Genomic DNA, 21,946 nt, shown 5'->3' with positions numbered 1-21,946 from the left:
GACTACTTGATCGCCAGGTTCGCGAGGTCGACCCGCGATGCGTAGAACGTCAGGCGGAACTTGCCGACCTGGACCTCGGCCCCGTCGGCGAGACGGGCCTCGTCGATGCGGACCCCGTCGAAGTACGTGCCGTTCAACGACCCCAGGTCGCGCACGCTGAACGAGGTGCCCTCGCGCCGGAACTCGGCGTGCTTGCGACTGACCGTGACGTCGTCGAGGAAGATGCCGGCGTCGGGGTGACGGCCGGCGACGGTGACGTCGGAGTCGAGGAGGAACCGCGCCCCGATGTTCGGGCCACGACGGACCACGAGCAACGCGGAGCCCGAGGGCAGTGCGGCGACGGCGTCACGCTCGTCGGTGGACACGCCGCCCTCGAGAGCGGCCAGTTGCGCCTGGAACTCTTCGTTGAAGCTGAGGGTCGTGTCGACCTCGCGAGGGGCGCCGGGAGCGCGGTCCTGCTCGCCGGGTGCCGGGTTGGCGGGCTCTGCCATCGTGGACCTCCTTTGGCGTCCCAGCGTATCGGAACTCCGACCCTCGTCGGGAACGGATTTCGCGGGGCGCTCGCCCGGACCGTCGCACGCCGAGAGGCGAGGCAGCCTCGATTTCTCTCACCGCGCCTCCACATGCGACTCCCGACCGCTTCGAGGCCTCGTCATAGGGATCTCTTGGGATCACCCCGTTCCATGGACCCATCGTCACCACCACGCCACAGGAGGCACACCATGAACGACCGAGACGGCGACGCCACGACCGGCACCCCGAACGACGCGACGCCCGCGACCCCCGCCCCGTCGACCCCCGAGCAGCCCGCCGAGGCGCGGACGCTCCCCCACGTCTCCGGCTCGTCCGACGCACGGTACGTGTCGGCCGCCCCGACCTGGATGACGGGCGACGACTCCCACCAGGCCTACGACGCGACGACCGCCGCCCCCGCGACGGGCGACGCCGCCGCCGCCGGTGCCGGCGCCCCGGGAACGGTGCCGCCGGCCTTCGGTGGCCCGGCCCGTCGCCGCCGGTCGAAGAAGTGGCTCGCCCTGACCGGAGCCGCCGCCGCGGTCGTCATCGTCGCGGGTGCTGCCGGTGGCGGCGCCTACGCCGCGGGCCGGACGGCCGGCGCCGCCGCGGCCCAGGCCGCGAGCGAACGCCAAGCCCTCGAACTGCTGCCGCAGCTCACGCAGCCGGGCAGCGGGTCGGATGGCTCGACCTCACCGTTCGGCGGATCGACGCAGCAGGGCGGGACGTCCCAGGGCGGTTCGTCGCATGGCGGCTCGACCTCGCAGGGCACCTCGACGCAGAGCAGCGCCACCGCGGCGACCGACGACGAGAAGGCCGGCGTCGTCACCATCGTCTCGACCCTGAACTACGACGCCTCGTACAAGTCGGCGGGCACGGGCATGATCCTGACCGCCGGCGGACTCATCCTGACGAACAACCACGTCGTCCAGGGCGCCACCAGCATCCAGGTGACCGTCGAGTCGACGGGAGAAACCTACACGGCCGACGTCGTGGGCACCGACTCGACCAACGACGTGGCCGTCCTGAAGCTGCAGGACGCGTCCGGCCTCACCCCCGTGAGCTTCGACTCGTCGGGCGACGTCGCCACCGGTGACGCCGTGCACTCGACGGGCAACGCCGAAGGCACGGGTGACCTCGTCACCGCCCAGGGCACCGTGCTCGCGACGGACCAGTCGATCACCGTGCAGAGCGAGTCCGGCTCGGGCACCGAGTCGCTCTCGGGCCTGATCGAGGTGGACGCGGACGTGGTCTCGGGCGACTCGGGCGGTCCGCTGCGTGACGCCGACGGCGACGTCGTGGGCATCGTGACCGCGGCGTCCCAGGGCTCGTCGACCGTCACCGGGTACGCCATCCCCATCGACCACGCCCTCGCGATCGCCAAGCAGATCGAGTCGGGCACAGGCAGCTCGACCGTGCAGATCGGCCTGCCCGCCTTCCTCGGGGCGCAGATCTCGAGCACGGCCACGGGCACCGCGGGCGGCGTCACGATCGCGGGAACAGTCGAGGGCAGCGCGGCGGCGTCGGCAGGCCTCGTCGCGGGCGACGTCATCACGGCGGTGGACGGGACGTCCGTCGCCGACGCGTCGGCCCTCACGGCGGCGATCCAGGCGCACGAGTCGGGTGACCAGGTCTCGGTGACCTGGACCGACGCCGCCGGAGCCTCGCACACCGCGACCGTCACGCTGGGCGACGGCCCCGCCGCCTGATCGCCCGGTCACGACCGCACGACGGCCCGTCCCACCCCGGTGGAGCGGGCCGTCGTGCGTCTCAGTCGAGTCCGACCGCGCGCCGGAACGCGCCAGGACGGAGGACGCCTGCGCCCTCGGCAATGACCGAGTCGGCCAGGGCCCGGTCCGCGGTAACGACGACCACGCGGGGCACGGGGCCCGGCGCCGCCAGGAGTGACCTCACCCGGGCCACGACGGCCGAGTCACCGTCCGTCTCGGCTCGGACGACGGTCACGGCGTCGAACGCGTCACCGACCGCGCGGGCCTCGCCCTCGACGACGGCGGTCACCGTGGGCCAGCGCCAGGTCGGCGCCCCCGGCGGCTCGGTGGCGGAATCGTCCGCGAAGGCCCGGGCGTCGTGGGTCACATCCGACGCCGGCGCGACAGAGCGGCCCGGGGACGGCTCGTCGCCGTCCGGGATCAGCGTCGACGCCGCGACCCCGGTGCCGGCGCTGCGTGACAGGACGGCGAGCAGTCGATCGGTGGCACCGACCCGATCGCGCCACCACCCGTCGGGCCGGGAGCCCAGGACGTTCGCGACGTCGACGACGACGTGGACGTCGCTCGCGAGTTCGGCGCGGAGCCTCGGCCAGGACGCCGCGAACCCCGGGTGCAGCGGCAGGTCGGCCACGTGGTCGGCCGGGACCCAGCCGAGGGCGATGCTCTCGGGGTCTGAGACCACGGGGTCGAAGGGCCGCAGGGCCCGGGCGACGACGGTCGTGTACGACCAGAAGCCCAGGTCGAGCTCGGACGAGAAGAGCAGGCGCAAGGCGTCGCCCGGGACGGCGGCTTCTTCGCCGCTCTCGCGCAGGGCGCCCTCGACGGCGCTCTCGTCGTGGTGACGCGCGCCGCCCGGCAGACCCCAGGTGCCCCCGAAGTGGCTCCAGTCGGCCCGGTGCTGCAGCAGCACCCGTCCGCCCTCGTCGACGACGAGCAGCCCCGCCGCCCCGGCGCGGCCCCAGAACCGGCGCCCGTCGGGGGCCTCGACCCAGCCGTCCGCGGGCTCGTGCGTGTTCACACGGACGAGCTTGCCACAGCGACCGGGAGGCGGTGCTCGCGTCCGCGACGCCGGCCGCCTCGAACGCCCGGCCGGGCGAGACCGGACCCAACCGATGCGCGGACGCGCTCCGAAGGAACACCTGGGACTGGCCCGGAACCCGATGCCAGGCCAGTCCTGCCCGTCTCGGGTGCCGCGCCTTCCGCGGCGTCGGGCACCGCGCCTCCTCGGTCCGGTCCGGACGGGGCCTACGGCTGTTGCACCGAGAAGACGTTGCCGGCCGGATCGGTGAACCAGGCGATGTCGGGCCCCATGCCGACGCTGCGACCCCGCAGGACGCCCCGTCCGTCGGCGTGGCCGCCGTACTGCTGCGGCTCGAGCCCGAGCCCGGCCAGGTCGTCGAGGGCCGCGTCGAGGTCGTCGACGACGAGGTTCAGCACGGTGTAGGACGCGGGCACGTGGTCGGGCTTGGCGTAGACGAAGACCCACGCCGCGCCTCCCGGCAGACGGAGGCGGACCATCTGACCCTCGACGACGATCTCGGTCTCGAGACCGAGGACGTCACGGTAGAACGACGTGGCCGCGGCCACGTCGTCGACGCTGAAACCGGAGTAGCCGGACTGCGGACGGAACACGGGGTGCCCCTCTCTCGGACGGGGACGGCCGACCGACGCCGGCGTCACGCCAAGGGTGCACCCGGCGCGGCTCGCGCACCAGCCCCGGTCAGACGAAGCGGATGGCCTGCTGCAGCCGGGCCCGGACCTCGAACACGTCGGAGATGCTCGTCCGGTCGCCGAGTTCGGGCCCGTGACGCAGCACCTGCGGCAACAGCGAGCGGCGGAGCACCCAGGTGCCCCCGGCCCGACGCCCGACCTTCTCGAGGGCGGGCGCGAAGTCGTCGTCCGGCACGACGATCAGCTGTGCCGTGAACGAGACGCGGGTCTCGCGGCGGACGGCACGTGCCTGCCGGGTGAGGTCGCGGACGGGCTCTTCGTCGACGGGGACGCCCCGACCGACGAGCTCGCCGCGGGACACCTGCACCTCGCTGCCCCAGTCGGAGGACTGGATCGCGAACAGCCCCGACGGTCCGAGCACGACGTGGTCGAGCTTGCCCTCGGCACCGGCGTCGACGTCGCTCCAGATGGTGAACCCGATGCCGAGCTCGGTGACGGCGGCGACGGTCGCCTCTTCGGCCATCGCGTCGGCGAGGACGTGGCGGATCTCGGGAGGCGCGCTGCGGACGAGGCGCTCGTCGTACGGGTCGTCGAGGGGCACGCCGCGTCCGACCCACTCGCGCATCAGGCCGAGGTACCGTTCGCGGTTCGCGCCGCCCGGGTGCCCGTGGACGCGGGCTTTGGGCTTGGAGTCGGTGCGGGCCGGCTCGCGGGGTGGCGGCGACCACCCCGGGGCGCTCGACCCGGCCGACCGGGCGCTGCCCGACGGAGCGGTGCTGCGGGAGCCCGAGCCGCGGTCGTAGTCGGCGCGGGCCTCGGGCGTGCCGACCTGCTGCCAGGCGTGCTGGAGGTCGCGGAACGCCTGGGCCGTGCCGCCGAGGTCGGGGTGGGTCTGGCGAGCGAGGCGCCGGTAGGCGCGACGCAGCTCGTCGGTCGACGCCGTCGACGGCACGCCGAGCACCTCGTAGGGCGTGGCGGAGGCGGGGCTGGGCGTCACGACGGCGACCTTACCGAACGCCCCCTGGACGACGGGTCGGCGCTCGGGCGCGGAACGGTTCGGTGCCTCAACGCGTCGGGGTGGCCGCCGGTCGGGCCGCGGTGGCCCGGCGGGCGGAACGGGCGACCCGCCAGGCGCGCCAGCGGAGTCGTGCCCGGCGGACGAGGCGACGCACCCACTGGGTGATGCGGTGCGCCGCCGGGAACTCGGTGCCCAGCAGGGCCACCCCGAGGAAGACCACGAGCCACCCCGGACCGGGCAACGGCACCAGGATCAGGCCGACCACCACGACGAGCCCGCCGAGCACGCCGACGCCGACCTTGTAGAGCAGTCGGAGCCGGGGACGCGAATCGAGCCCCGAGCGCATGCGGGCGTGGGCGTCGCGCCACGCCTGTCGGCGGCGCCCGCGACGCGGGTCGTGGCCGTGGGGGGCCACCGACGGGGCGCCGTCCGGGCTCTCGGGCTGCTCGGTCATGACGACGACGCTAGGGGGCGTTCCTGTGAGCGGCACCGTCGAGGAGGGGGTAACCAGGGAACATGGATTACACACACCTCGGACGCATAGGGTTGTCCGTCTCACGGGCCGTGCTCGGCACGATGAACTTCGGGCCGCAGACGACGGAGGACGACTCCCACGCGATCATGGACCGGGCCCACGAGCTCGGCGTCAACTTCTTCGACACGGCGAACGTCTACGGCTGGGAGAAGGGCGAAGGCATCACCGAGCAGATCATCGGTCGGTGGTTCGCCCGTGGCGGGGGGCGACGGGAGAAGACCGTCCTCGCCACGAAGCTGTACGGCGACATGGGCGACTGGCCCAACGACGGCAAGCTCAGCGCGCTGAACATCCGCCGCGCCCTCGACGCGAGCCTCTCGCGCCTGCAGACGGACCACATCGACCTGTACCAGTTCCACCACGTCGACCGGGAGACGCCCTGGGACGAGATCTGGCAGGCCATGGAGGTCGCCGTGCAGCAGGGCAAGGTGCTCTACGTCGGCAGCAGCAACTTCGCGGGATGGCACATCGCCCAGGCCCAGGAAGCCGCGAAGGCCCGGCACTTCACGGGCCTGGTGAGCGAGCAGTCGATCTACAACCTGATCGTCCGCGACGTCGAACGCGAGACCCTGCCCGCCGCCCGCCACTACGGACTCGGCATGATCCCGTGGTCGCCGCTGAACGGTGGACTGCTGGGTGGCGTCATCGAGAAGACCGAGGAGGGCTCGCGTCGCCTCGAGGGACGCAGCGCCGACTACGTCGCCGCCCACCGTGAGCAGCTCGAGGCCTACGAGGCCTTCGCCCGTGAACTCGGCCACGCCCCGGGCGAGGTCGCCCTCGCGTGGCTGCTGCACCAGCCGGGTGTCACCGGGCCGATCACCGGCCCGCGGACCATGGCACAACTGGAGTCGGCGGTCGCCGCCGTCGACGTCGAGCTGGACGAGGCCGCGCTGGCGCGGCTGGACGAGATCTTCCCCGGGCACGACACGTCGCCCGAGGACTACGCGTGGTGAACCGGAGGACGACATGAAGACCAGGACCATCGGAGACGTGACGGTCAGTGCCATCGGCTTGGGCGGGATGCCCCTGTCGATCGAGGGCCGACCCGACGAGAAGCAGGGCATCGCGACCATCCACGCCGCGCTCGAACAGGGCATCACCCTGATCGACACGGCCGACGCCTACCACCAGGCGGGCAAGGACGAGGTCGGCCACAACGAGCTGCTCATCGCCAAGGCGCTGAAGAGCTACCACGCCGACACCGACCAGGTGCTCGTCGCCACCAAGGGCGGACACTTGCGCCCCGAGGCGGGTGCGTGGGCGCAGAACGGCGACCCGGCCTACCTCAAAGAAGCCGCGAAGGCCTCGGCCAAGCGACTCGGGGTCGAGACCATCGGCCTGTACCAGTTCCACCGGCCGGACCCCGCCGTCCCGTACGCCGACTCGATCGGGGCCCTGGTCGAGCTGCTCGACGAGGGCGTGATCCGCATGGCGGGCATCTCGAACGCGACGCCGGAACAGATCCGCGAGGCGAACGACGTCCTCGACGACCGGCTCGTCTCGGTGCAGAACCAGTACTCGCCCGCCTTCCGGTCGAGCGAGGTCGAACTCGCGCTGTGCGACGAGATGGGCATCGCGTTCTTGCCGTGGAGCCCGCTCGGCGGCATCACGAACGCCGGCGAACTCGGCGCCAAGCACGCCGTGTTCGCCGAGATCGCCAACGCCCGACGGGTGACCCCGCAGGTGCTCACCCTCGCGTGGGAGCTCGCGAAGTCCGAGCTCGTGATCCCCATCCCGGGGTCGACGCGGCCTCAGACGATCATGAACTCCGCGACCGCGACGTCGATCAAGCTCTCGGCCGACGAGATCCAGCGGCTCGACGCCGCCTGACCCGATCACCGGTGCGCCCGCCCCCTCGGGGTGGGCGCACCGCCACGACCACCCCACCGACGAGGAGACCCCATGGCCGACGCCAACCTGACCCGCCCCTACGACATCATCGGCATCGTGCCCGAGTTCGAGCTCACGAGCGCCGACATCACCGACGGCGCCGAGCTGCGACGCCCGCAGGTGAGCGGCATCATGGGCCCCGGCGGCGACGACGCCAGCCCGCAACTGAGCTGGTCCGGAGCACCCGAGGGCACCAAGAGCTTCGCCGTCACGATCTACGACCCCTACGCGCCCACGGGCTCGGGCTTCTGGCACTGGGCCGTGGCCGACCTGCCCGGGGACACGACCGAGCTGCCGTCGGGCGCGGGCGACGACCAGGGGTCCGGCCTGCCCGAGGGTGCGATCCAGCTGAAGAACGACGGCGGCCTGGCCCGCTACGTCGGCGCGGCGCCGCCCGAGGGCCACGGTCCGCACACGTACTTCGTGGCCGTGCACGCCCTCGACGTCGAGAAGATCGGCGTCGACGAGACCGCCAGCCCGGCCTACCTCGGCTTCAACCTGCACTTCCACACCCTGGCTCGCGCTGTCATCTCGGCCACCTTCGAGGTGCCCGCGGCCTGACCCGACACCCGGTGACGACACGACGACGCCCCGCCACGATCTCGTGGCGGGGCGTCGTCGCGCGTCGCGGGGGCCGGCCGACCGCCCGTCGTGCAGCGTCAGGCCTGCAGACCGGCGGCGTCAGGCCTCGCGGCCGCTCGGCATCTGCGTCTTGCGCGGGTCGGTCTCGGCGAGGCCCTCGAAGATCGCCTCGATGCGTGAGAGCACGTCGGCTTCGAGCGTGACGCCCGACGCCTTCGCGTTCGACTCGACCTGCTCGGGCCGCGACGCCCCGATGATGGCCGACGCGACGTTCTCGTTCGAGAGCACCCACGCCAGCGAGAGCTGGGCCTGCGTCAGCCCCAGGTCGGCCGCGATCGGCTCGAGCTGGGCCACGGCGTCGAGGACGTCGTCACGCAGCCAGCGCTCGATCATGCCCGCGCCACCCTTCTGGTCGGTCGCCCGGCTGCCCTCGGGCAGCTCGGCACCGACCTTGTACTTTCCCGTCAGCACGCCCTGGGCGACGGGCGACCAGACGATCTGCGAGATGCCGAGCTCGGTCGAGGCGGGGACCACCTCGTCCTCGATGACGCGCCAGAGCAGCGAGTACTCCGGCTGGTTCGAGACGAGCTGGATCTTGAGCTCCCGGGCGAGGGCGTGCGCCTCGCGGAGCTGCTCGGCGTTCCACTCCGACACGCCGACGTACAGGATCTTGCCCTGGCGGACCAGGTCGGCGAAGGTCTCCATCGTCTCGTCGAGCGGGGTCTCGACGTCGTACCGGTGTGCCTGGTAGAGGTCGACGTAGTCGGTCTGGAGACGCTTCAGCGACCCGTCGATCGACTCGGTGATGTGCTTGCGGCTGAGCCCGGTGTCGTTGTGCCCCTTCGGGCCGGTCGGACCGTAGACCTTGGTGAAGATCTCGAGGGACTCGCGGCGCTCGCCCTTCAGCGCCTCGCCCAGGACGGTCTCGGCCTGCGTGTTGGCGTAGACGTCGGCGGTGTCGAACGAGCTGATGCCGACGTCGAGGGCGGCGCGGACGCAACGCGTCGCCGTGTCGTTCTCGACCTGCGAGCCGTGGGTGAGCCAGTTGCCGTAGGTGAGCTCGCTGACCTTGAGCCCGCTGTTTCCGAGGTACCTGAACTTCATGACGACCTTTCTCGGTGGTGCCGCGTCGATGCGGCACCCGGTCGACGCTAGTCACGGGCCGCTCCGGCCGCCCGGTCGCGGAGCCCGTCGGGCACCGTGAAGCCCGAGGGGGTGCGGTGCCAGAAGGCCCGCAGCCGGAGCGGCCCGGCACCGAGCGACCGGGCGATGCCCGACGCCCAGACGTCGACGGCGAGCCGGTCGACGCGGTCGTCGTCGACGGTCTGCCAGACGCAGACCATCTGCCGGGCCCTGACCCGCAGGCCCTGGTGACGCCACAGGTCGACGAGTTCGTCGACGTCGGGCCGACGAGGCAGGCGCGGAACGCCGTGCAGCCGGCCCGCGGGGGCGAGCTGTCGGCCGTCGGCGGCGAGGAAGGCGAAGTGGACGACCTCGCGATCGCAGCTCTCGGCGCACAACCGGGTCGCATGGTCGAGCAGGGCCTGCTCGTCGGCGTCGACTGCGAGGACGGGGAGGCGCAGGAGGTCGGGGTCGGGATCGACGGGAACGGAACTGCCGCGGACGCGCACCCCTCAGCCCACCGGAAGCAGGGGACGGACGTCGGACGGGGTGCGACGCATCGGCGGGAGGACCGTCAGGTCGCCGGGCTCGATCACGGACAGGATCGCCGCGGCCCACCGCTGGTCGTCACACGACGCCGAGAGCGACTCGTCGGGGCTCTGCCACACGAGGAGGACGGACGTGGCGTCGACCCAGGCCGCCACCTCGACGATGCGGAGCGCGATCGTGCCGACCCGGTCACGGTCGGGCTCGACCGGGAGGCCGCCGACGGCGACGGGCGGGGCGACGGGGACGCCGTCGGGCCCGAGGTACATCCACAGCAGGGCCCGGTCGTCGGACGGCTCGAGGCAGAACTCGTGGACGAAGTCCTCGAGCTGCTCGTCGGTGGGGTCAGGGGCGAGGACGGGAGGGTAGGTGTCGGTGAAGGTCATGGGACGAGGCTGGCCGCCCCGGTGTCGACGGTGGCACGCGGTCGGCCGGCCTGTGGAGGACGTCAGCATCGGCCTGACTGGGGAGGAGACGATCGGCCGACGGCACGGCGCCCGGCCCCGCCGCCCCGAGCGGCGACTACCATCCCCCGGCATGACGACCCCCGCCACCCCCACGAACCCCGCCGTCGCCCTGCCGGACGGCCGCGTCGTCCCGGCGCTCGGCCAGGGCACCTGGAACCTCGGCGACGACCCCCGCCGGCGCGAGACCGAGATCGCGGCCCTGCGCGCCGGGATCGACGCCGGGCTCACGATGATCGACACGGCCGAGATGTACGGCGGCGGTCGATCGGAGTCGCTCGTCGGCGAGGCGATCGCCGGACGCCGCGACGAGGTGTTCCTGGTGAGCAAGGTGCTGCCGAGCAACGCTTCGCGGCAGGGCACGGTGGACGCCTGTCACGCCAGCCTCGAGCGACTGGGCACCGACCGCCTCGACCTCTACCTGCTGCACTGGCGCGGACGTCACCCCCTCGCCGAGACGGTCGAGGCCCTGGAGGCGCTGGTCGCCGAGGGCGCGATCGGCGGCTGGGGCGTCAGCAACTTCGACGTCGACGACCTGCACGAGCTGCTCTCGGTGCCGGGTGGCGAGAACGTCCGGACGAACCAGGTGCTCTACAACCTGGCCCGCCGCGGACCCGAGTTCGACCTGCTGCCCTGGGCGCGCGAGCGCGGCGTGCCGCTGACCTCGTACTCCCCCGTCGACGGCGGCGAGTTGCTCGGGCACCCCGTGCTCGCACAGGTCGCGAACGACCTCGGCGTCTCGCAGGCCCAGGTCGCCCTCGCGTGGGTGCTCCGGCTCGTGCCCGACCTCATGGTCGCCGTGAAGGCCGGCACGGCCGAGCACACCCTCGAGAACGCGGCCGCCCTGGCGATCGACCTCGACGACCAGGCCTTCGTGCAGCTCGAGCGGGCGTTCCCCGCCCCGACGGCCGGGGTGCCGCTCGAGATGCGGTGACCCGCGCCTCCGGGGCTCGCCTCGCGCCCGCACATGCACCAGAGTGGGGTGACCAGCCCGGCTGACATCGATGTCAGCCGGACGCGAGCTCCAGAGGACACCGCATGATCATCGACAAGGCCGACGTGATCGTCACCAGCCCCGACCGCAACTTCGTGACGCTGAAGATCACGACCTCCGACGGCGTCACCGGCCTCGGCGACGCCACCCTGAACGGTCGTGAGCTCGCCGTGGTCGCCTACCTGATCGAGCACGTCGTGCCCCTGCTGATCGGGCGCGACCCCGCCCGCATCGAGGACAACTGGCAGTTCCTCTACCGCAGCGCCTACTGGCGTCGCGGGCCGGTCACCATGGCCGCGATCGCCGCCGTCGACGTCGCGCTGTGGGACATCAAGGCCAAGGTCGCCGGACTGCCCCTCTACCAACTGCTCGGCGGCGCGTCGCGCACGGGCCTGCTGACCTACGGCCACGCCTCGGGCAAGGACCTGCCCGAGCTCTTCGACAGCGTGCGCGACCACCAGGAGCAGGGCTACAAGGCGATCCGCGTCCAGACCGGCGTGCCCGGCCTGACGTCGATCTACGGCATCGCCTCGAACGCCACCTTCGACGCCAACAGCGGCGTGCGCTACGACCACGAGCCCGCGCAGCGCGGCGCCCTGCCGGCCGAGGAGGACTGGGACACCCGGTCGTACCTGCGACACGTGCCCACCGTGTTCGAGGCGGTGCGGAACGAGTTCGGCCCCGATATCCCCCTGCTGCACGACGGCCACCACCGCATGACGCCGATCCAGGCGGCCCGGCTCGGCAAGAGCCTCGAGCCCTACGACCTGTTCTGGCTCGAGGACGTCACCCCGGCCGAGAACCCCGAGGCCCTGCGGCTGGTCCGCCAGCACACGACGACCCCGCTGGCGATCGGCGAGATCTTCAACACCGTCTGGGACTACCAGCAGATCATCCGCGAGCAGCTGATCGACTACGTGCGAAGCGCCGTGACGCACACGGGCGGCATCACCCACCTGAAGAAGGTGCTCGACTACGCCTCGCAGTACCAGATCAAGTCGGGCATGCACGGGCCGACCGACATCTCGCCGGTCGGCATGGCGGCCGCGATGCACCTGGGCCTGGCCATCCACAACTTCGGCATCCAGGAGTACATGAAGCACGGTGCCAAGACCGACGAGGTCTTCCGGCAGAGCTTCACCTTCGTGGACGGCATGCTGCACCCGGGCGAGCAGCCCGGCATCGGCGTCGAGCTGGACGAACGGGCCGCCGCGGCCTACCCGTACGCCCAGGCCTACCTGCCCTACAACCGGCTGGCCGACGGCACGGTCCACGACTGGTGACGAGGAGGCGCGGCTCGCGAGAGAGCGTCAGTCGCCCTCGTAGGCAGCCGCCAGGTCGGCGATGACGAGCCTGTTCATGCCCATCATCGCGGCCATGGCGCGGGCGGCGCCCTCGGGGTCGGGGCCGCCCAGGTAGCGGTCCATGACGGTGGGGACGACCTGCCAGGAGAACCCCCAACGGTCCGTCACCCAGCCGCACCGCCCCTCCTGCCCGCCGTCGGCGGCGAACGCGTCCCAGTAGTGGTCGAGCTCGTCCTGGGTCTCGGCCGAGATCGAGAACGAGGTCGCCTCGGTGGGCCGCGGGCCGCCGTCGCCGCCGTTCAGCAGGCGGTACGGCTGGCCGTCGAGCTCGAGATCGACGACCAACGCCTGACCGGCCATGGCCTGGTCGGGGAAGTCCTCGGGGTAGCGCGAGACGTCGGTGACGCGCGACGCCGGGAACAGGCCGACGTAGAAGTCGGCCGCGGTCTCGATGTCACGACCGAACCAGAGCGTGGGGGTGATGCGGGGCATGGCGCGCCTCCTCGGGCTGTGCCGGTGGCGCCGTCGCCGCCGTGCGGCACAGGCTAGCGCTGACCCACGCCCGTGGCGAGGGTCAGCCGATGAGCGCCTCGATCGGACCGCGCACGAAGTAGACCAGGAACCCGGCGGCGACGATCCAGAGCAGCGGGCTGATCGTCCGCGCCCGCCCGGCGAACGCCCGGACGACGACCCAGCTGACGAAGCCGACGCCGATGCCGTTCGCGATCGAGTAGGTCAGCGGCATCGTGATGATGGTGAGGAACACCGGCAGGGCGACCGAGAAGTCGGTCCAGTCGATCTGGCTGATCTGCGAGACCATCAGCGCACCGACGATGACGAGCGCCGAGGCGGCGACCTCGAGCGGGACGACCTGCGTCAAGGGCGTGAAGAACATCGCGAGCAAGAACAACGCGCCGGTGACGACCGACGCGAACCCGGTCCGGGCGCCCTCGCCGATGCCCGAGGCCGACTCGACGAACACGGTGTTCGACGACGAGCTGGTCGCCCCGCCGGCGACCGCGCCGACGCCCTCGACGATCAGGGCCGAGCGCAGACGCGGGAAGGTGCCGTCGGCGTCGGCGACGTCGCCGGCCTTGGCGAGGCCGGTCATGGTGCCCATGGCGTCGAAGAAGTTCGTGAACACGAGGGTGAAGACCAGCATGACGGCCGACAGCACGCCGATGCGGGCGAAGGCGCCGAAGCTGAACTGGCCGACCAGCGAGAGGTCGGGCAGCGCCACGATCTGGGTCGGCAGCACGGGGGCGTTGAGGTTCCAGTCGTCGAGGTTCTGGCCGTTCGACGGCGGCACCTGGAAGATCGCCTGCAGGGCGATGGCGATGACGGTCGTCGCGACGATGCCGATGAAGATCGCGCCGCGCACCTTGCGGGCCATCAGCACGCCGATGACGAGCAGGCCGATGACGAAGGTGATGGTCGGCAGGGTCGCGACCGAGCCCGCGTCGCCCAGCTGGACGGGCGGCGACGAGGTGCCGCTGGTGCGGACGAAGCCCGAGTCGACCAGGCCGATGAAGGCGATGAACAGGCCGATGCCGACCGTGATGGCCGTCTTCAGGGCGGCGGGCACGGCGGTGAAGATCATGCTGCGGAGGCCGGTCACGGCGAGGATCGTGATGACGAGCCCGTTGATCACCACGAGGCCCATGGCCTCGGGCCAGGTGACGTCCTGCACGACGTTGACGGCCAGGAACGAGTTGATGCCGAGACCCGCCGCGAACGCGAACGGGAGGCGCGCGACCGTTCCGAACAGGATCGTCATGACCCCGGCGGTCAGGGCCGTGACCGCACCCACCTGGCCGTTCTGCAGCCAGTTGCCGGCGACGTCGGTCGCGGCCTGGTCGGCGCTGAACCCGCCGAGGATCAGCGGGTTCAAGATGACGATGTAGGCCATCGTGACGAAGGTGACGACGCCGCCCCGGATCTCGCGAGCCCAGGTGGAGCCGCGGTGCGTGATCTCGAAGAACCGGTCGAGCGTGCCCCCGACTCCGGGTCTCTGCGGCGTGGTGGCGGGGGCGTTCGTGGCCATGGCGATGCGTCTCCGGGGTGATCGGACGTCGAGGGGGAAAAGGACAGGATAGGCCGTGGCCGCGGTGCACCATGCGACGCCCCCACCGTCGCGCCGTCGGGCCCGCCCGCCTCGGTGAGGACGGGCCTAGGAGGCGCGGTGCACGCCGAGCGCGCGCGTCACCAAGGGCACCTGCAGGGGCAGCCGCGCGAGGGTGACGACCCGGCGCCCCGTCGTGGCCCGATCGCTCTTCACGGCGCGCAGGGCCATCGAGACGTTCGCCGGGAACACGGCGACGAACAACGCGGCCGCGGCGAGTCCGCCGGCCGCACGCGTCCGCGGCGCGAGGAGCGCGGCCGCGATGCCGACCTCGGCGAGGCCTGAGCTGATCGTCCAGAACCGGGCCGGCCCGGGGACGCTCCGCGGGACGACCGCGTCGTACGCCGCGGGCTTGGCGAGGTGCAGCAGACCGGAACCACCGAGGATCGCGGCGAGGACGCGGGCGTCCCGTCGGGCGAGGGACGTCTGGTGGCGTGTGGGGCGGTGGCTCATGCGACCATCTTGCGCGCGCCTCCCGGGGTGGGACGGAGGCGACGCGCCGCGGCGCTCAGACGGCGCGGCTGACGCCCCGGCTGGTGATCGCCGACATCAGGGCGTCGACGGGCTCGCGGGCGGCGCCGGGGTTCGCGACCAGCACGTAGTCCACGTCGCCGAGGGTCGGCAGCGAGAACCGGTCGCTGACCTTGACGAGATCGGTGGGGATGAGCGAGAACGGGAAGACGGCGACGCCGATGCCCGCGCGGACCGCGGCGAGCACCCCGTTGACGTCACGGGTGTTGCAGGTGATGCGCCAGGTGCGCCCGGCGCGTTCGAGGGCGTCGATCGCCATCTGGCGGCTGAGGCTGGGTGCCTGGTAGGCGATCAGCGGCACGGGCCGACCGGGTTCGACGACGAGCTTCTCCTGGCCGATCCAGACCATGGCGTCGCCGGCGACCCGGGTGCCCTCGTCGGACTCGCCCGCCGTCTGCTTGACGAAGATGAGGTCGAGGTGCCCGGCCGCGAGGCGCCGACGGAGGGGCGCGGACTGGTTGACGGTGAGCTCGAGGTTGATCTGCGGGTAGAGCTGGCGGAAATGGCGTAGGATGCACGGCAGCTGGGTGATCGCGAGATCGTCGGCGGCCCCGAAGCGCAGGCGGCCGCGCATCGCCGAACCGCTGAAGTAGCTCTCGGCGGCCGCGTGCGCGGCGAGGATCGTGCGGGCGAAGCCGGCCATGGCGTCGCCGTTGTCGGTCAGGCGCACGTCGCGGGTGTCGCGGGCGACGAGCGTCCGGCCCGCAGCCTTCTCGAGCCGGCCGACCTGCTGGCTGACCGTGGGCTGGCTGATGCCGAGGCGCTGCGCGGCCCGGGTGAAGCTGCGCGTCTCGGCCACGACGAGGAACGTCGCGAGCAGCGTGGGGTCGTACACCGCGCCTCCTCGGTCGAGCGGACCATTGGCGTCATCATTCACGAAGCCAATGCGATTCATCATCGCCCACCGGGGTCCGAATGACCAGCCCGGCCTTACGGTCGATGCAGACCGTGAACCGAACCACCAGCGCAGGAACGTGATGTCCGCCCCGCCCCGCACCGACTTCCCCCCGACCGCTCCCCTCCCGATCAGCACGACCCGCCCGCCGTGGCGGCACACCTTCATCGCCCTCAGCGTGCCGAACTTCCGGCTCTGGACGGCCGGCAACGTCGTCGCGATGACCGCCGGGTGGATGCAGCGCATCGCCCAGGACTGGCTCGTGCTCGAGCTCACCGGCAGTGCGACCGCGGTCGGCGTGACCGTGGCGATGCAGTTCGCCCCCATGCTGTTCTTCGGCCTGCTCGGCGGCGTCATCGTCGACCGCTTCTCGAAGCGGGCCCTCATGCTCGTCACCCAGAGCGTCTTCGCCGTGCTGAGCCTCGGCCTCGCGGCCCTCACCCTCTCGGGCGCCGTCGAGGCCTGGCACGTCTTCGCCATCGCGTTCGCCACGGGCCTCGTCACCGTCGTCGACAACCCGGCCCGCCAGGTGATCGTCACCGAGCTCGTCGGCCACACCCACCTGCGCAACGCGATCAGCGTCAACTCGAGCGTGTTCCAGCTCGGCGGCATGGTCGGCCCGGCGATCGCCGGCGTGCTGCTGCTCGCCGTCGGAGCGGGCTGGGCCTTCGTCGTCAACGGCGTGGCCTGCCTGGTCGTCGTCGTGATGCTGACGCTGCTGCGCACGGCGCAGATGACCCGGGTCGCCCCGGCGGCGCGAGGCCGGGGCCAGCTGCGTCAGGGGCTCGCCTACGCCCGCTCGAAGCCGACGATCGTCGTCCCGGTGCTGCTCGTGGGCGTCTACGCCGTCTTCGGCCTGACCATGCCCGTGCTGCTCGCGTCGTTCGCGGCGGACGTCTACGACGTGGGCCCGGGCGGCTACGGGCTCTTCAACTCGATGATCGCCGTCGGCGCCCTCACCGGCGCTCTGCTCTCGACCCGCCGGGCGACCATCCGGCTGCGGACCATCGTGCTCGGCGTCCTCGCCACCGGCGTGCTGCAGGCCGTGGCCGGCTCGATGCCGTCGCTCGTCCCGTTCGCCGTCGTGCTCGTCGGCGTCGGGTTCGCCTCGCTGCTGTTCTTGACGGCGGCGAACCAGCTCGTGCAGATGTCGAGCAACATCGCCATCCGCGGGCGGGTCATGTCGCTGTACATCCTCGTGCTGCTCGGCGGCCAGGCGATCGGCGGACCGCTGATGGGCGTGATCGTCGAGACCTTCGGCACGCACGCCGCCATGGTCGTCTCGGGCGGGGTGCCCGCCGTCGCCGCGGCGATCACGGCGATCGTGCTGGCCCGGCGGGGTCAGCTCACGCTGCAGGTGCGCACCCGGTGGCACGTGCCGGTCGTCAGCATCGAGCAGCGCTAGGCCTGGCAGGGGTCGGGGGTCAGGCGGCGGCGCCGCGGGTCAGCGCCGCGACGACGTCGGCCATGACGTCGCCGGCCGCCTGCTCGCCCGTCGCCGGCCAGTCGAAGGCGACGCCGAGCGTGATGCACACGAGCACGCGGGCGAGCGTGCGGGGCTCGAGACCCGTCACCTGCACCGCGTGCCCGCGGAAGACCTCCTCGACGAGACCGTGCACCGCGTCGAGCACCTCGCGGCGCTGTCGCACGAAGTCGGCCATCACCTCGGGGTGCGCGAGGGCGTGGGCCCGGAACTCGCTCATCAGGGCGAAGTCCTCGACCTGGCCGGGCCCGTAGGGAGCGAAGGCGGTGCTGATCTTCGCGGGCAGCTGGTCGAGGGTCGTCCCCGGCAGGAACATGCCCTGCAACGCCCCGAGCGCGCCGTCGGTCTCGCGACGCATGAGGCTGACGACCAGGTCGTCCTTCGACGAGAAGTTCGAGTAGACCGCCCCCTTGCTGAAGCCGGCGGCGCGGGCCACGTCGTCGAGGGTCGTCGCGTGCACCCCGCGCCGGGAGAACAGGTCGGACGCCGCGTCGAGCAGGCGCTGCTTGACCTGCGCTCGGGGCGTGCGCGGAACGGGAGCGCCTGCGGTGCTGGCCATGCTGCGACCCTAACGGGTGCGGGTGATCCTCAGAAGTCACCCGCACGGACCCCGAACGGGGCGCATACCGACGGGTATCGGGGCGTTACCATCGGATCGCCTGGTGAACCCGAAGCATCAGGAGACCGCGTGGGTGCGCGGCCGCCCGACCCTCACCAGGTCGACTCGTCGGCCGCGCACCCCGCCCCGGCACCGCACGCCCCCACGGGCGCGACCACTCGAGCCGTGCCTCCCGGGGCTCGTCGTCCCGACGCGGTCGTGCTCGGCCGGCTCAGATCGCGGCGCGCCGCGACGACCCGCCGAAGCCGATCGACACGTCGAGCCGCCAGGCCGTCGGCTCGCCCGACACGTGCGTCGTGCCCACGAAGCGCAGCCGGTCGCCGGCGCCGAGGCTGAGGACGCCGTGCACGTCGAGGTTCTCGCCGAGCCGGAAGACGATCTCGTGCTCGTCGAGCAGCTCGTCGTCGACCGTCGCGCCGAAGGTGGCGCCGTCGAACCTCACCGGCACGTCACGGAACACCAGTGACGGGGGCTCGTCCGACCAGTCGGCGACCTCGGGCACCCGGGCCGCGACGATGCGGGCGTCGACGACCCCGTCGCCGTCGAGGGTGACCGAGGAGGCGCGCAGGTCGATGCCGAGGTCGTCACCGTCGATGCGAAAGCGGTTCTCCACGTCGCCCACGCTACCGAGCGCGCACGCCGGACGGAATGGCCGGGAGACCTCGGCGGTTCGCCCGGTCATGAAGAAGCGCATCGGGTTCTTGTCGTTCGGCCACTACCAGGACGTCCGCGGCTCGGCGACGCCGACGGCCCGGGAGGCGCTGGTCCAGTCGATCGAGCTGGCCGAGGCCGCCGACGAGATCGGCATCGACGTGGCCGCGGTGCGCGTCCACCACTTCGTGCGCCAAGCCGCCAACCCGTTCCCGCTGCTGGCCGCCATGGCCGCCCGGACGAGCCGCATCGAGCTCGGCACCGGCGTGATCGACATGCGCTACGAGAACCCGCTCTCGATGGCCGAGCAGGCCGCGGCCGCCGACCTGATCAGCGCGGGCCGGTTGCAGCTCGGCGTGAGCCGCGGGTCACCCGAGCCCGCCCTGCGCGGGTGGGAGGCCTTCGGCCACGTCCCGCGCGACGGCGAGAGCGACGCCGACCTGGCCCGCCGGCACACCGAGGTCTTCCGGGCCGCGATCGACGGCGCCGACGTCGCGGAGTCCGACCCGAAGATGACCGGCTGGTCGCACGGGCTGTCGGTCGAGCCCCGCTCCCCCGGCCTCGGCGAGCGCATCTGGTGGGGGTCCGGCAGCCGCTCGACGGCCGTCTGGACCGGTGAGCAGGGCATGAACCTGATGAGCAGCACCCTGCTGACCGAGGACACCGGAGTGCCCTTCGACGAGCTGCAGGCCGAGCAGATCGCGCTGTACCGTGAGGCCTACCGCGCCGCGGGTCACACCCGTGAGCCCCGGGTGTCGGTGAGCCGCAGCGTGATCCCGATCACCACCGACGAGGACCGCCGCTACTTCGGCGTCCGGGCCCAGGCCGACTCGCAGGACCAGGTCGGGCTGCTCGACGGCGTGCAGTCGCGCTTCGGCAAGAGCTACGTGGGTGAGCCCGACGTGATCGCGGCACAGCTGGCGGCGGACGCCGCGGTGCAGGCCGCCGACACGATCCTGCTGACGGTGCCGAACCAGCTCGGGGTGGCGTACAATGCCCGGCTGCTGCAGACGGTGGCCGACCACGTCGCGCCGGCGTTCGGCTGGGTGCCGAACCTGGCCCACGCGAGCTGAGCCGCGCCTCCTGAGCCGCGCCTCGTGCGCCGCACCTCGTGCCCCGCACCTCGCGCCCCGCACCTCGCGCCCCGCACCTCCTCGACGGGTGCGGGCAGGCCCGTGGGCGGTGCCTCCGGGGCAGGCGCCGCGGGCTGCGGTAGACAGGTGCTCATGTTCACCGACCTGCCCGAGCCCGCCCTGCGCGAGTACCGCACCACCCAGACCGACCCCGACGACTTCGACGAGTTCTGGGCGGCGACGCTCGCCGAGACCCGGGCGCACCCGCTCGACCTGCACGTCGAACGGATCGAGACGGGGTTGACGACGCTCGACGTGTACGACGTGACGTTCGCCGGGTGGGCGGGGCAGCCCGTGCGTGCCTGGCTGCGCGTGCCCGCCGGGGCGAGCGGCCCGCTGCCGGCGGTCGTGCAGTTCGTCGGCTACGGCGGTGGGCGGGGCGCCGCGGCCGAGAACCTGTTCTGGGCCTCGGCCGGGTTCGCGCACCTGCAGATGGACACCCGCGGTCAGGGCTCGGGCTGGAGCATCGGCGCCACCCCCGACCCCGACGGCTCGGGCCCCGCGCACCCCGGCGTCATGACGCGCGGCATCGACTCGCGAGAGACGTACTACTACCGACGCGTCTTCACGGACGCGGTGCGGGCCGTCGAGGCGGCTCGGGGGCTCGACGTCGTCGACGCCTCCCGGGTGTCGGTCGTCGGCGGCAGCCAGGGCGGCGGCATCGCCCTCGCCGTCGCCGGACTCGTGCCGGGCCTCGCCGCCGTGGCGGCGTACGTGCCGTTCCTCTGCGACTTCCGGCGGGCGACCGTGATCACCGACGCCGACCCGTACAAGGAGATCGGACGCTACCTGGCCGTCCACCGGCACCGCGCCTCCTCGGTGCACGACGTGCTCGCCTACTTCGACGGCGTCAATTTCGCGAAGCGGGCGACCGCCCCCGCCCGGTTCACGACGGCGTTGATGGACCCGACCTGCCCGCCGTCGACCGTGTTCGGCGCGTTCCACGCCTACGGCGGCCCCGCCGAGATCACGGTCTGGCCGTACAACGGGCACGAGGGCGGCGGCCCGGAGGACGACCTGCTCGCGCTCGCCCTGTTCCGCAGCCCGGGGGCCTGACGCCCCGACGGTCCGACCACGGACGGTCCGACCGCAGACGACTCGTCCGCAGACGACCCGACCGCGGACAACCCGACCGCGGACAACCCGACCGCGGACGGCGACCGGCCGCCCACCCCGAGAGGTGAGCGGCCGGTCGTGGCGTCCCCGGTCGACCCGGGGCCCGGAGGCGCGGGTCAGCCGATCGGCGTCGGGTTCGTCGGGTCGGGCGGCACGGGCAGCGAACCGCGGATCTGGTTCTGCGCCTGGCACTGGCTGGTGCAGTTCGTGGCGCCGGCGCTCAGCTCGATCGCGTCCTCGCCGAGCACGCCGCCGAGGCGTCCGCCCGACTGCACGAGCCACTTGGTGACGGTGCCCGACTGGAACGTCTTGGTGGCGACCTGCGGGCTGTCCTTGCCGAGCAGCATCTGGTGCGCGCCGGCACCCGAGGCGACCGCGTCGACCCCGTCGCCGAAGTTGACCTTGCCCGTGTACTGGTTGACGAAGTAGAAGACGCCCGGTGCGAGGGTGTGCACGAACTCGACGGGGGCGCCGAACTCGGACTCCATCTGGAAGATCCCGCCCTGGGCGCCGTCCTTCGCCTGGATCTTGAACTTGCCGGCCGAGGTGCCGAACAGCACGACGAGGGTGTCGTCCTTGACCTCGAGGCTCTTGATCGTCGCGCCCGCACGCTGGGCCGCGGTGAGCGTCGGCACCTTCGAGGCGAAGACCGTCGTGGGCTTGGTGACCATGCGCTGGGTGTCGGGGGCGCCGGTCAGCGTGTAGTCGTAGACGCCGAGCGTCGAGACGTCGATGTCGAAGCCGTTGTTGACGCCGCGCACGGCGATGCGGCCGGTCGGCACGATGCCCGAGAGCTTCGTGCTCTTGCCTGCGGCCGGGTCGTACGTCGTGCCGTTCACGGTCACGGCGTAGTCGCCGCCGGCACTGGTCTTGCCCGAGGCGCTGGCGGGGGCGGCCGAGAGGGCGAGCGAGCCGGCGACGACCGCCGTCACGAGCACGGCCGCGCGGGCCCTGTGGAAGAAGGTGCTGGGCATGGTGGGCCTTTCGAGAGCGGTGGACAGCTCGTTCTGCGCTGTGGACACCAGCA

24 protein-coding genes are annotated in these 21,946 nt (G+C 72.4%); 9 read left to right on the top strand and 15 right to left on the bottom strand.

The genetic code is table 11. The features are described 5' to 3' along the window. Positions 1–2: 2 nt before the first annotated feature. Positions 3–491 carry an FHA domain-containing protein gene (locus ITJ55_RS01000; RefSeq protein WP_056256013.1) on the bottom strand — a complete coding sequence of 163 codons (489 nt, stop codon included), beginning with the start codon at positions 489–491 and terminating at the stop codon, positions 3–5. 231 nt (positions 492–722) lie between these two features. Between ITJ55_RS01000 and ITJ55_RS00995 the strand changes: the two genes are divergently transcribed. Further along, complete coding sequence (locus tag ITJ55_RS00995; RefSeq protein ID WP_194593735.1) at positions 723–2,222, top strand: S1C family serine protease; 1,500 nt, start codon at positions 723–725, stop codon at positions 2,220–2,222. A 61-nt stretch (positions 2,223–2,283) separates the two neighbouring features. Here ITJ55_RS00995 and ITJ55_RS00990 read toward each other — a convergent pair whose 3' ends face one another. From ITJ55_RS00990 to ITJ55_RS00975, 4 genes are all read right to left on the bottom strand, one after another. Then, entirely contained in the window at positions 2,284–3,261 is a 978-nt protein-coding gene (locus tag ITJ55_RS00990) for an NUDIX hydrolase (RefSeq protein ID WP_194593734.1), read from the bottom strand. A 227-nt stretch (positions 3,262–3,488) separates the two neighbouring features. Then, positions 3,489–3,875 (bottom strand): VOC family protein, encoded by a 387-nt coding sequence (locus tag ITJ55_RS00985; protein ID WP_194593733.1) that lies wholly within the window; start codon positions 3,873–3,875, stop codon positions 3,489–3,491. An 88-nt stretch (positions 3,876–3,963) separates the two neighbouring features. Continuing rightward, complete coding sequence (locus tag ITJ55_RS00980; protein ID WP_194593732.1) at positions 3,964–4,911, bottom strand: DnaJ domain-containing protein; 948 nt, start codon at positions 4,909–4,911, stop codon at positions 3,964–3,966. Between the two features lie 67 nt (positions 4,912–4,978). Next, positions 4,979–5,386, bottom strand: a complete 408-nt coding sequence (locus ITJ55_RS00975) for a TIGR02611 family protein (RefSeq protein ID WP_194593731.1) — start codon at positions 5,384–5,386, stop codon at positions 4,979–4,981. 62 nt (positions 5,387–5,448) lie between these two features. Here ITJ55_RS00975 and ITJ55_RS00970 point away from each other — a divergent pair, with 62 nt between their 5' ends. The 3 genes from ITJ55_RS00970 to ITJ55_RS00960 all read left to right on the top strand — a co-directional run bounded on the left by ITJ55_RS00970 (position 5,449) and on the right by ITJ55_RS00960 (position 7,918). After that, the gene (locus ITJ55_RS00970) at positions 5,449–6,420 is read left to right on the top strand and encodes an aldo/keto reductase (RefSeq protein ID WP_194593730.1); all 972 of its coding nucleotides are present in this window, start codon (positions 5,449–5,451) and stop codon (positions 6,418–6,420) included. 13 nt (positions 6,421–6,433) lie between these two features. Further along, positions 6,434–7,297 carry an aldo/keto reductase gene (locus ITJ55_RS00965; RefSeq protein WP_194593729.1) on the top strand — a complete coding sequence of 288 codons (864 nt, stop codon included), beginning with the start codon at positions 6,434–6,436 and terminating at the stop codon, positions 7,295–7,297. 72 nt (positions 7,298–7,369) lie between these two features. Continuing rightward, the gene (locus ITJ55_RS00960; RefSeq protein WP_194593728.1) at positions 7,370–7,918 is read left to right on the top strand and encodes a YbhB/YbcL family Raf kinase inhibitor-like protein; all 549 of its coding nucleotides are present in this window, start codon (positions 7,370–7,372) and stop codon (positions 7,916–7,918) included. 120 nt (positions 7,919–8,038) lie between these two features. Here the strand turns inward: ITJ55_RS00960 and ITJ55_RS00955 are convergent, their stop codons facing one another. Genes ITJ55_RS00955 through ITJ55_RS00945 form a run of 3 tightly spaced genes read right to left on the bottom strand, consistent with a single transcriptional unit; the run spans position 8,039 to position 9,993 of the window. Continuing rightward, positions 8,039–9,043 (bottom strand): aldo/keto reductase family protein, encoded by a 1,005-nt coding sequence (locus tag ITJ55_RS00955; RefSeq protein ID WP_194593727.1) that lies wholly within the window; start codon positions 9,041–9,043, stop codon positions 8,039–8,041. A gap of 47 nt (positions 9,044–9,090) precedes the next feature. Further along, the gene (locus ITJ55_RS00950) at positions 9,091–9,570 is read right to left on the bottom strand and encodes a hypothetical protein (RefSeq protein WP_194593726.1); all 480 of its coding nucleotides are present in this window, start codon (positions 9,568–9,570) and stop codon (positions 9,091–9,093) included. Between the two features lie 3 nt (positions 9,571–9,573). Then, entirely contained in the window at positions 9,574–9,993 is a 420-nt protein-coding gene (locus ITJ55_RS00945; protein ID WP_194593725.1) for a hypothetical protein, read from the bottom strand. Positions 9,994–10,144: 151 nt separating this feature from the next. Between ITJ55_RS00945 and ITJ55_RS00940 the strand changes: the two genes are divergently transcribed. Then, entirely contained in the window at positions 10,145–11,005 is an 861-nt protein-coding gene (locus ITJ55_RS00940) for an aldo/keto reductase (RefSeq protein WP_194593724.1), read from the top strand. 104 nt (positions 11,006–11,109) lie between these two features. Further along, positions 11,110–12,348 (top strand): D-mannonate dehydratase ManD, encoded by a 1,239-nt coding sequence (gene manD, locus ITJ55_RS00935; RefSeq protein ID WP_194593723.1) that lies wholly within the window; start codon positions 11,110–11,112, stop codon positions 12,346–12,348. 27 nt (positions 12,349–12,375) lie between these two features. Here manD and ITJ55_RS00930 read toward each other — a convergent pair whose 3' ends face one another. From ITJ55_RS00930 to ITJ55_RS00915, 4 genes are all read right to left on the bottom strand, one after another. Further along, on the bottom strand, positions 12,376–12,861 hold the full coding sequence (locus ITJ55_RS00930; RefSeq protein ID WP_194593722.1) for a VOC family protein: 486 nt from the start codon (positions 12,859–12,861) through the stop codon (positions 12,376–12,378). Positions 12,862–12,943: 82 nt separating this feature from the next. Then, positions 12,944–14,413 carry an NCS2 family permease gene (locus ITJ55_RS00925; RefSeq protein WP_194593721.1) on the bottom strand — a complete coding sequence of 490 codons (1,470 nt, stop codon included), beginning with the start codon at positions 14,411–14,413 and terminating at the stop codon, positions 12,944–12,946. Between the two features lie 126 nt (positions 14,414–14,539). Continuing rightward, positions 14,540–14,944 carry a hypothetical protein gene (locus ITJ55_RS00920; protein ID WP_194593720.1) on the bottom strand — a complete coding sequence of 135 codons (405 nt, stop codon included), beginning with the start codon at positions 14,942–14,944 and terminating at the stop codon, positions 14,540–14,542. Between the two features lie 55 nt (positions 14,945–14,999). Next, complete coding sequence (locus ITJ55_RS00915; RefSeq protein ID WP_194594671.1) at positions 15,000–15,857, bottom strand: LysR substrate-binding domain-containing protein; 858 nt, start codon at positions 15,855–15,857, stop codon at positions 15,000–15,002. A gap of 142 nt (positions 15,858–15,999) precedes the next feature. Here ITJ55_RS00915 and ITJ55_RS00910 point away from each other — a divergent pair, with 142 nt between their 5' ends. After that, complete coding sequence (locus ITJ55_RS00910) at positions 16,000–17,322, top strand: MFS transporter (protein WP_194593719.1); 1,323 nt, start codon at positions 16,000–16,002, stop codon at positions 17,320–17,322. Between the two features lie 19 nt (positions 17,323–17,341). Here ITJ55_RS00910 and ITJ55_RS00905 read toward each other — a convergent pair whose 3' ends face one another. Then, positions 17,342–17,959, bottom strand: a complete 618-nt coding sequence (locus ITJ55_RS00905; protein ID WP_194593718.1) for a TetR/AcrR family transcriptional regulator — start codon at positions 17,957–17,959, stop codon at positions 17,342–17,344. A gap of 271 nt (positions 17,960–18,230) precedes the next feature. Continuing rightward, entirely contained in the window at positions 18,231–18,632 is a 402-nt protein-coding gene (locus ITJ55_RS00900; protein WP_194593717.1) for a hypothetical protein, read from the bottom strand. 67 nt (positions 18,633–18,699) lie between these two features. Here ITJ55_RS00900 and ITJ55_RS00895 point away from each other — a divergent pair, with 67 nt between their 5' ends. Together ITJ55_RS00895 and ITJ55_RS00890 are read left to right on the top strand one after the other, a co-directional pair. Continuing rightward, complete coding sequence (locus ITJ55_RS00895; protein WP_194593716.1) at positions 18,700–19,743, top strand: LLM class flavin-dependent oxidoreductase; 1,044 nt, start codon at positions 18,700–18,702, stop codon at positions 19,741–19,743. 153 nt (positions 19,744–19,896) lie between these two features. Next, complete coding sequence (locus tag ITJ55_RS00890) at positions 19,897–20,859, top strand: acetylxylan esterase (RefSeq protein ID WP_194593715.1); 963 nt, start codon at positions 19,897–19,899, stop codon at positions 20,857–20,859. Positions 20,860–21,035: 176 nt separating this feature from the next. Here the strand turns inward: ITJ55_RS00890 and ITJ55_RS00885 are convergent, their stop codons facing one another. After that, the gene (locus ITJ55_RS00885; protein WP_194593714.1) at positions 21,036–21,893 is read right to left on the bottom strand and encodes a hypothetical protein; all 858 of its coding nucleotides are present in this window, start codon (positions 21,891–21,893) and stop codon (positions 21,036–21,038) included. Positions 21,894–21,946 lie beyond the last annotated feature (53 nt).

Source organism: Frigoribacterium sp. VKM Ac-1396 (assembly GCF_015350895.1).
Taxonomy (GTDB): Bacteria; Actinomycetota; Actinomycetes; order Actinomycetales; family Microbacteriaceae; genus Frigoribacterium.
Note: the sequence above shows the minus strand (reverse complement) of the source record. Positions and strands in the feature narration are given on the sequence as shown.

Excerpts from the sequence above, each read along its gene's own strand:
- ITJ55_RS01000 (WP_056256013.1), bottom strand. The coding sequence starts at position 491 with ATGGCAGAGCCCGCCAACCCGGCACCCGGCGAGCAGGACCGCGCTCCC.
- ITJ55_RS00995 (WP_194593735.1), top strand. The coding sequence starts at position 723 with ATGAACGACCGAGACGGCGACGCCACGACCGGCACCCCGAACGACGCG.
- ITJ55_RS00975 (WP_194593731.1), bottom strand. The coding sequence starts at position 5,386 with ATGACCGAGCAGCCCGAGAGCCCGGACGGCGCCCCGTCGGTGGCCCCC.
- ITJ55_RS00970 (WP_194593730.1), top strand. The coding sequence starts at position 5,449 with ATGGATTACACACACCTCGGACGCATAGGGTTGTCCGTCTCACGGGCC.
- ITJ55_RS00965 (WP_194593729.1), top strand. The coding sequence starts at position 6,434 with ATGAAGACCAGGACCATCGGAGACGTGACGGTCAGTGCCATCGGCTTG.
- ITJ55_RS00960 (WP_194593728.1), top strand. The coding sequence starts at position 7,370 with ATGGCCGACGCCAACCTGACCCGCCCCTACGACATCATCGGCATCGTG.
- ITJ55_RS00955 (WP_194593727.1), bottom strand. The coding sequence starts at position 9,043 with ATGAAGTTCAGGTACCTCGGAAACAGCGGGCTCAAGGTCAGCGAGCTC.
- ITJ55_RS00945 (WP_194593725.1), bottom strand. The coding sequence starts at position 9,993 with ATGACCTTCACCGACACCTACCCTCCCGTCCTCGCCCCTGACCCCACC.
- ITJ55_RS00940 (WP_194593724.1), top strand. The coding sequence starts at position 10,145 with ATGACGACCCCCGCCACCCCCACGAACCCCGCCGTCGCCCTGCCGGAC.
- manD (WP_194593723.1), top strand. The coding sequence starts at position 11,110 with ATGATCATCGACAAGGCCGACGTGATCGTCACCAGCCCCGACCGCAAC.
- ITJ55_RS00930 (WP_194593722.1), bottom strand. The coding sequence starts at position 12,861 with ATGCCCCGCATCACCCCCACGCTCTGGTTCGGTCGTGACATCGAGACC.
- ITJ55_RS00925 (WP_194593721.1), bottom strand. The coding sequence starts at position 14,413 with ATGGCCACGAACGCCCCCGCCACCACGCCGCAGAGACCCGGAGTCGGG.
- ITJ55_RS00920 (WP_194593720.1), bottom strand. The coding sequence starts at position 14,944 with ATGAGCCACCGCCCCACACGCCACCAGACGTCCCTCGCCCGACGGGAC.
- ITJ55_RS00910 (WP_194593719.1), top strand. The coding sequence starts at position 16,000 with ATGTCCGCCCCGCCCCGCACCGACTTCCCCCCGACCGCTCCCCTCCCG.
- ITJ55_RS00905 (WP_194593718.1), bottom strand. The coding sequence starts at position 17,959 with ATGGCCAGCACCGCAGGCGCTCCCGTTCCGCGCACGCCCCGAGCGCAG.
- ITJ55_RS00895 (WP_194593716.1), top strand. The coding sequence starts at position 18,700 with ATGAAGAAGCGCATCGGGTTCTTGTCGTTCGGCCACTACCAGGACGTC.
- ITJ55_RS00890 (WP_194593715.1), top strand. The coding sequence starts at position 19,897 with ATGTTCACCGACCTGCCCGAGCCCGCCCTGCGCGAGTACCGCACCACC.
- ITJ55_RS00885 (WP_194593714.1), bottom strand. The coding sequence starts at position 21,893 with ATGCCCAGCACCTTCTTCCACAGGGCCCGCGCGGCCGTGCTCGTGACG.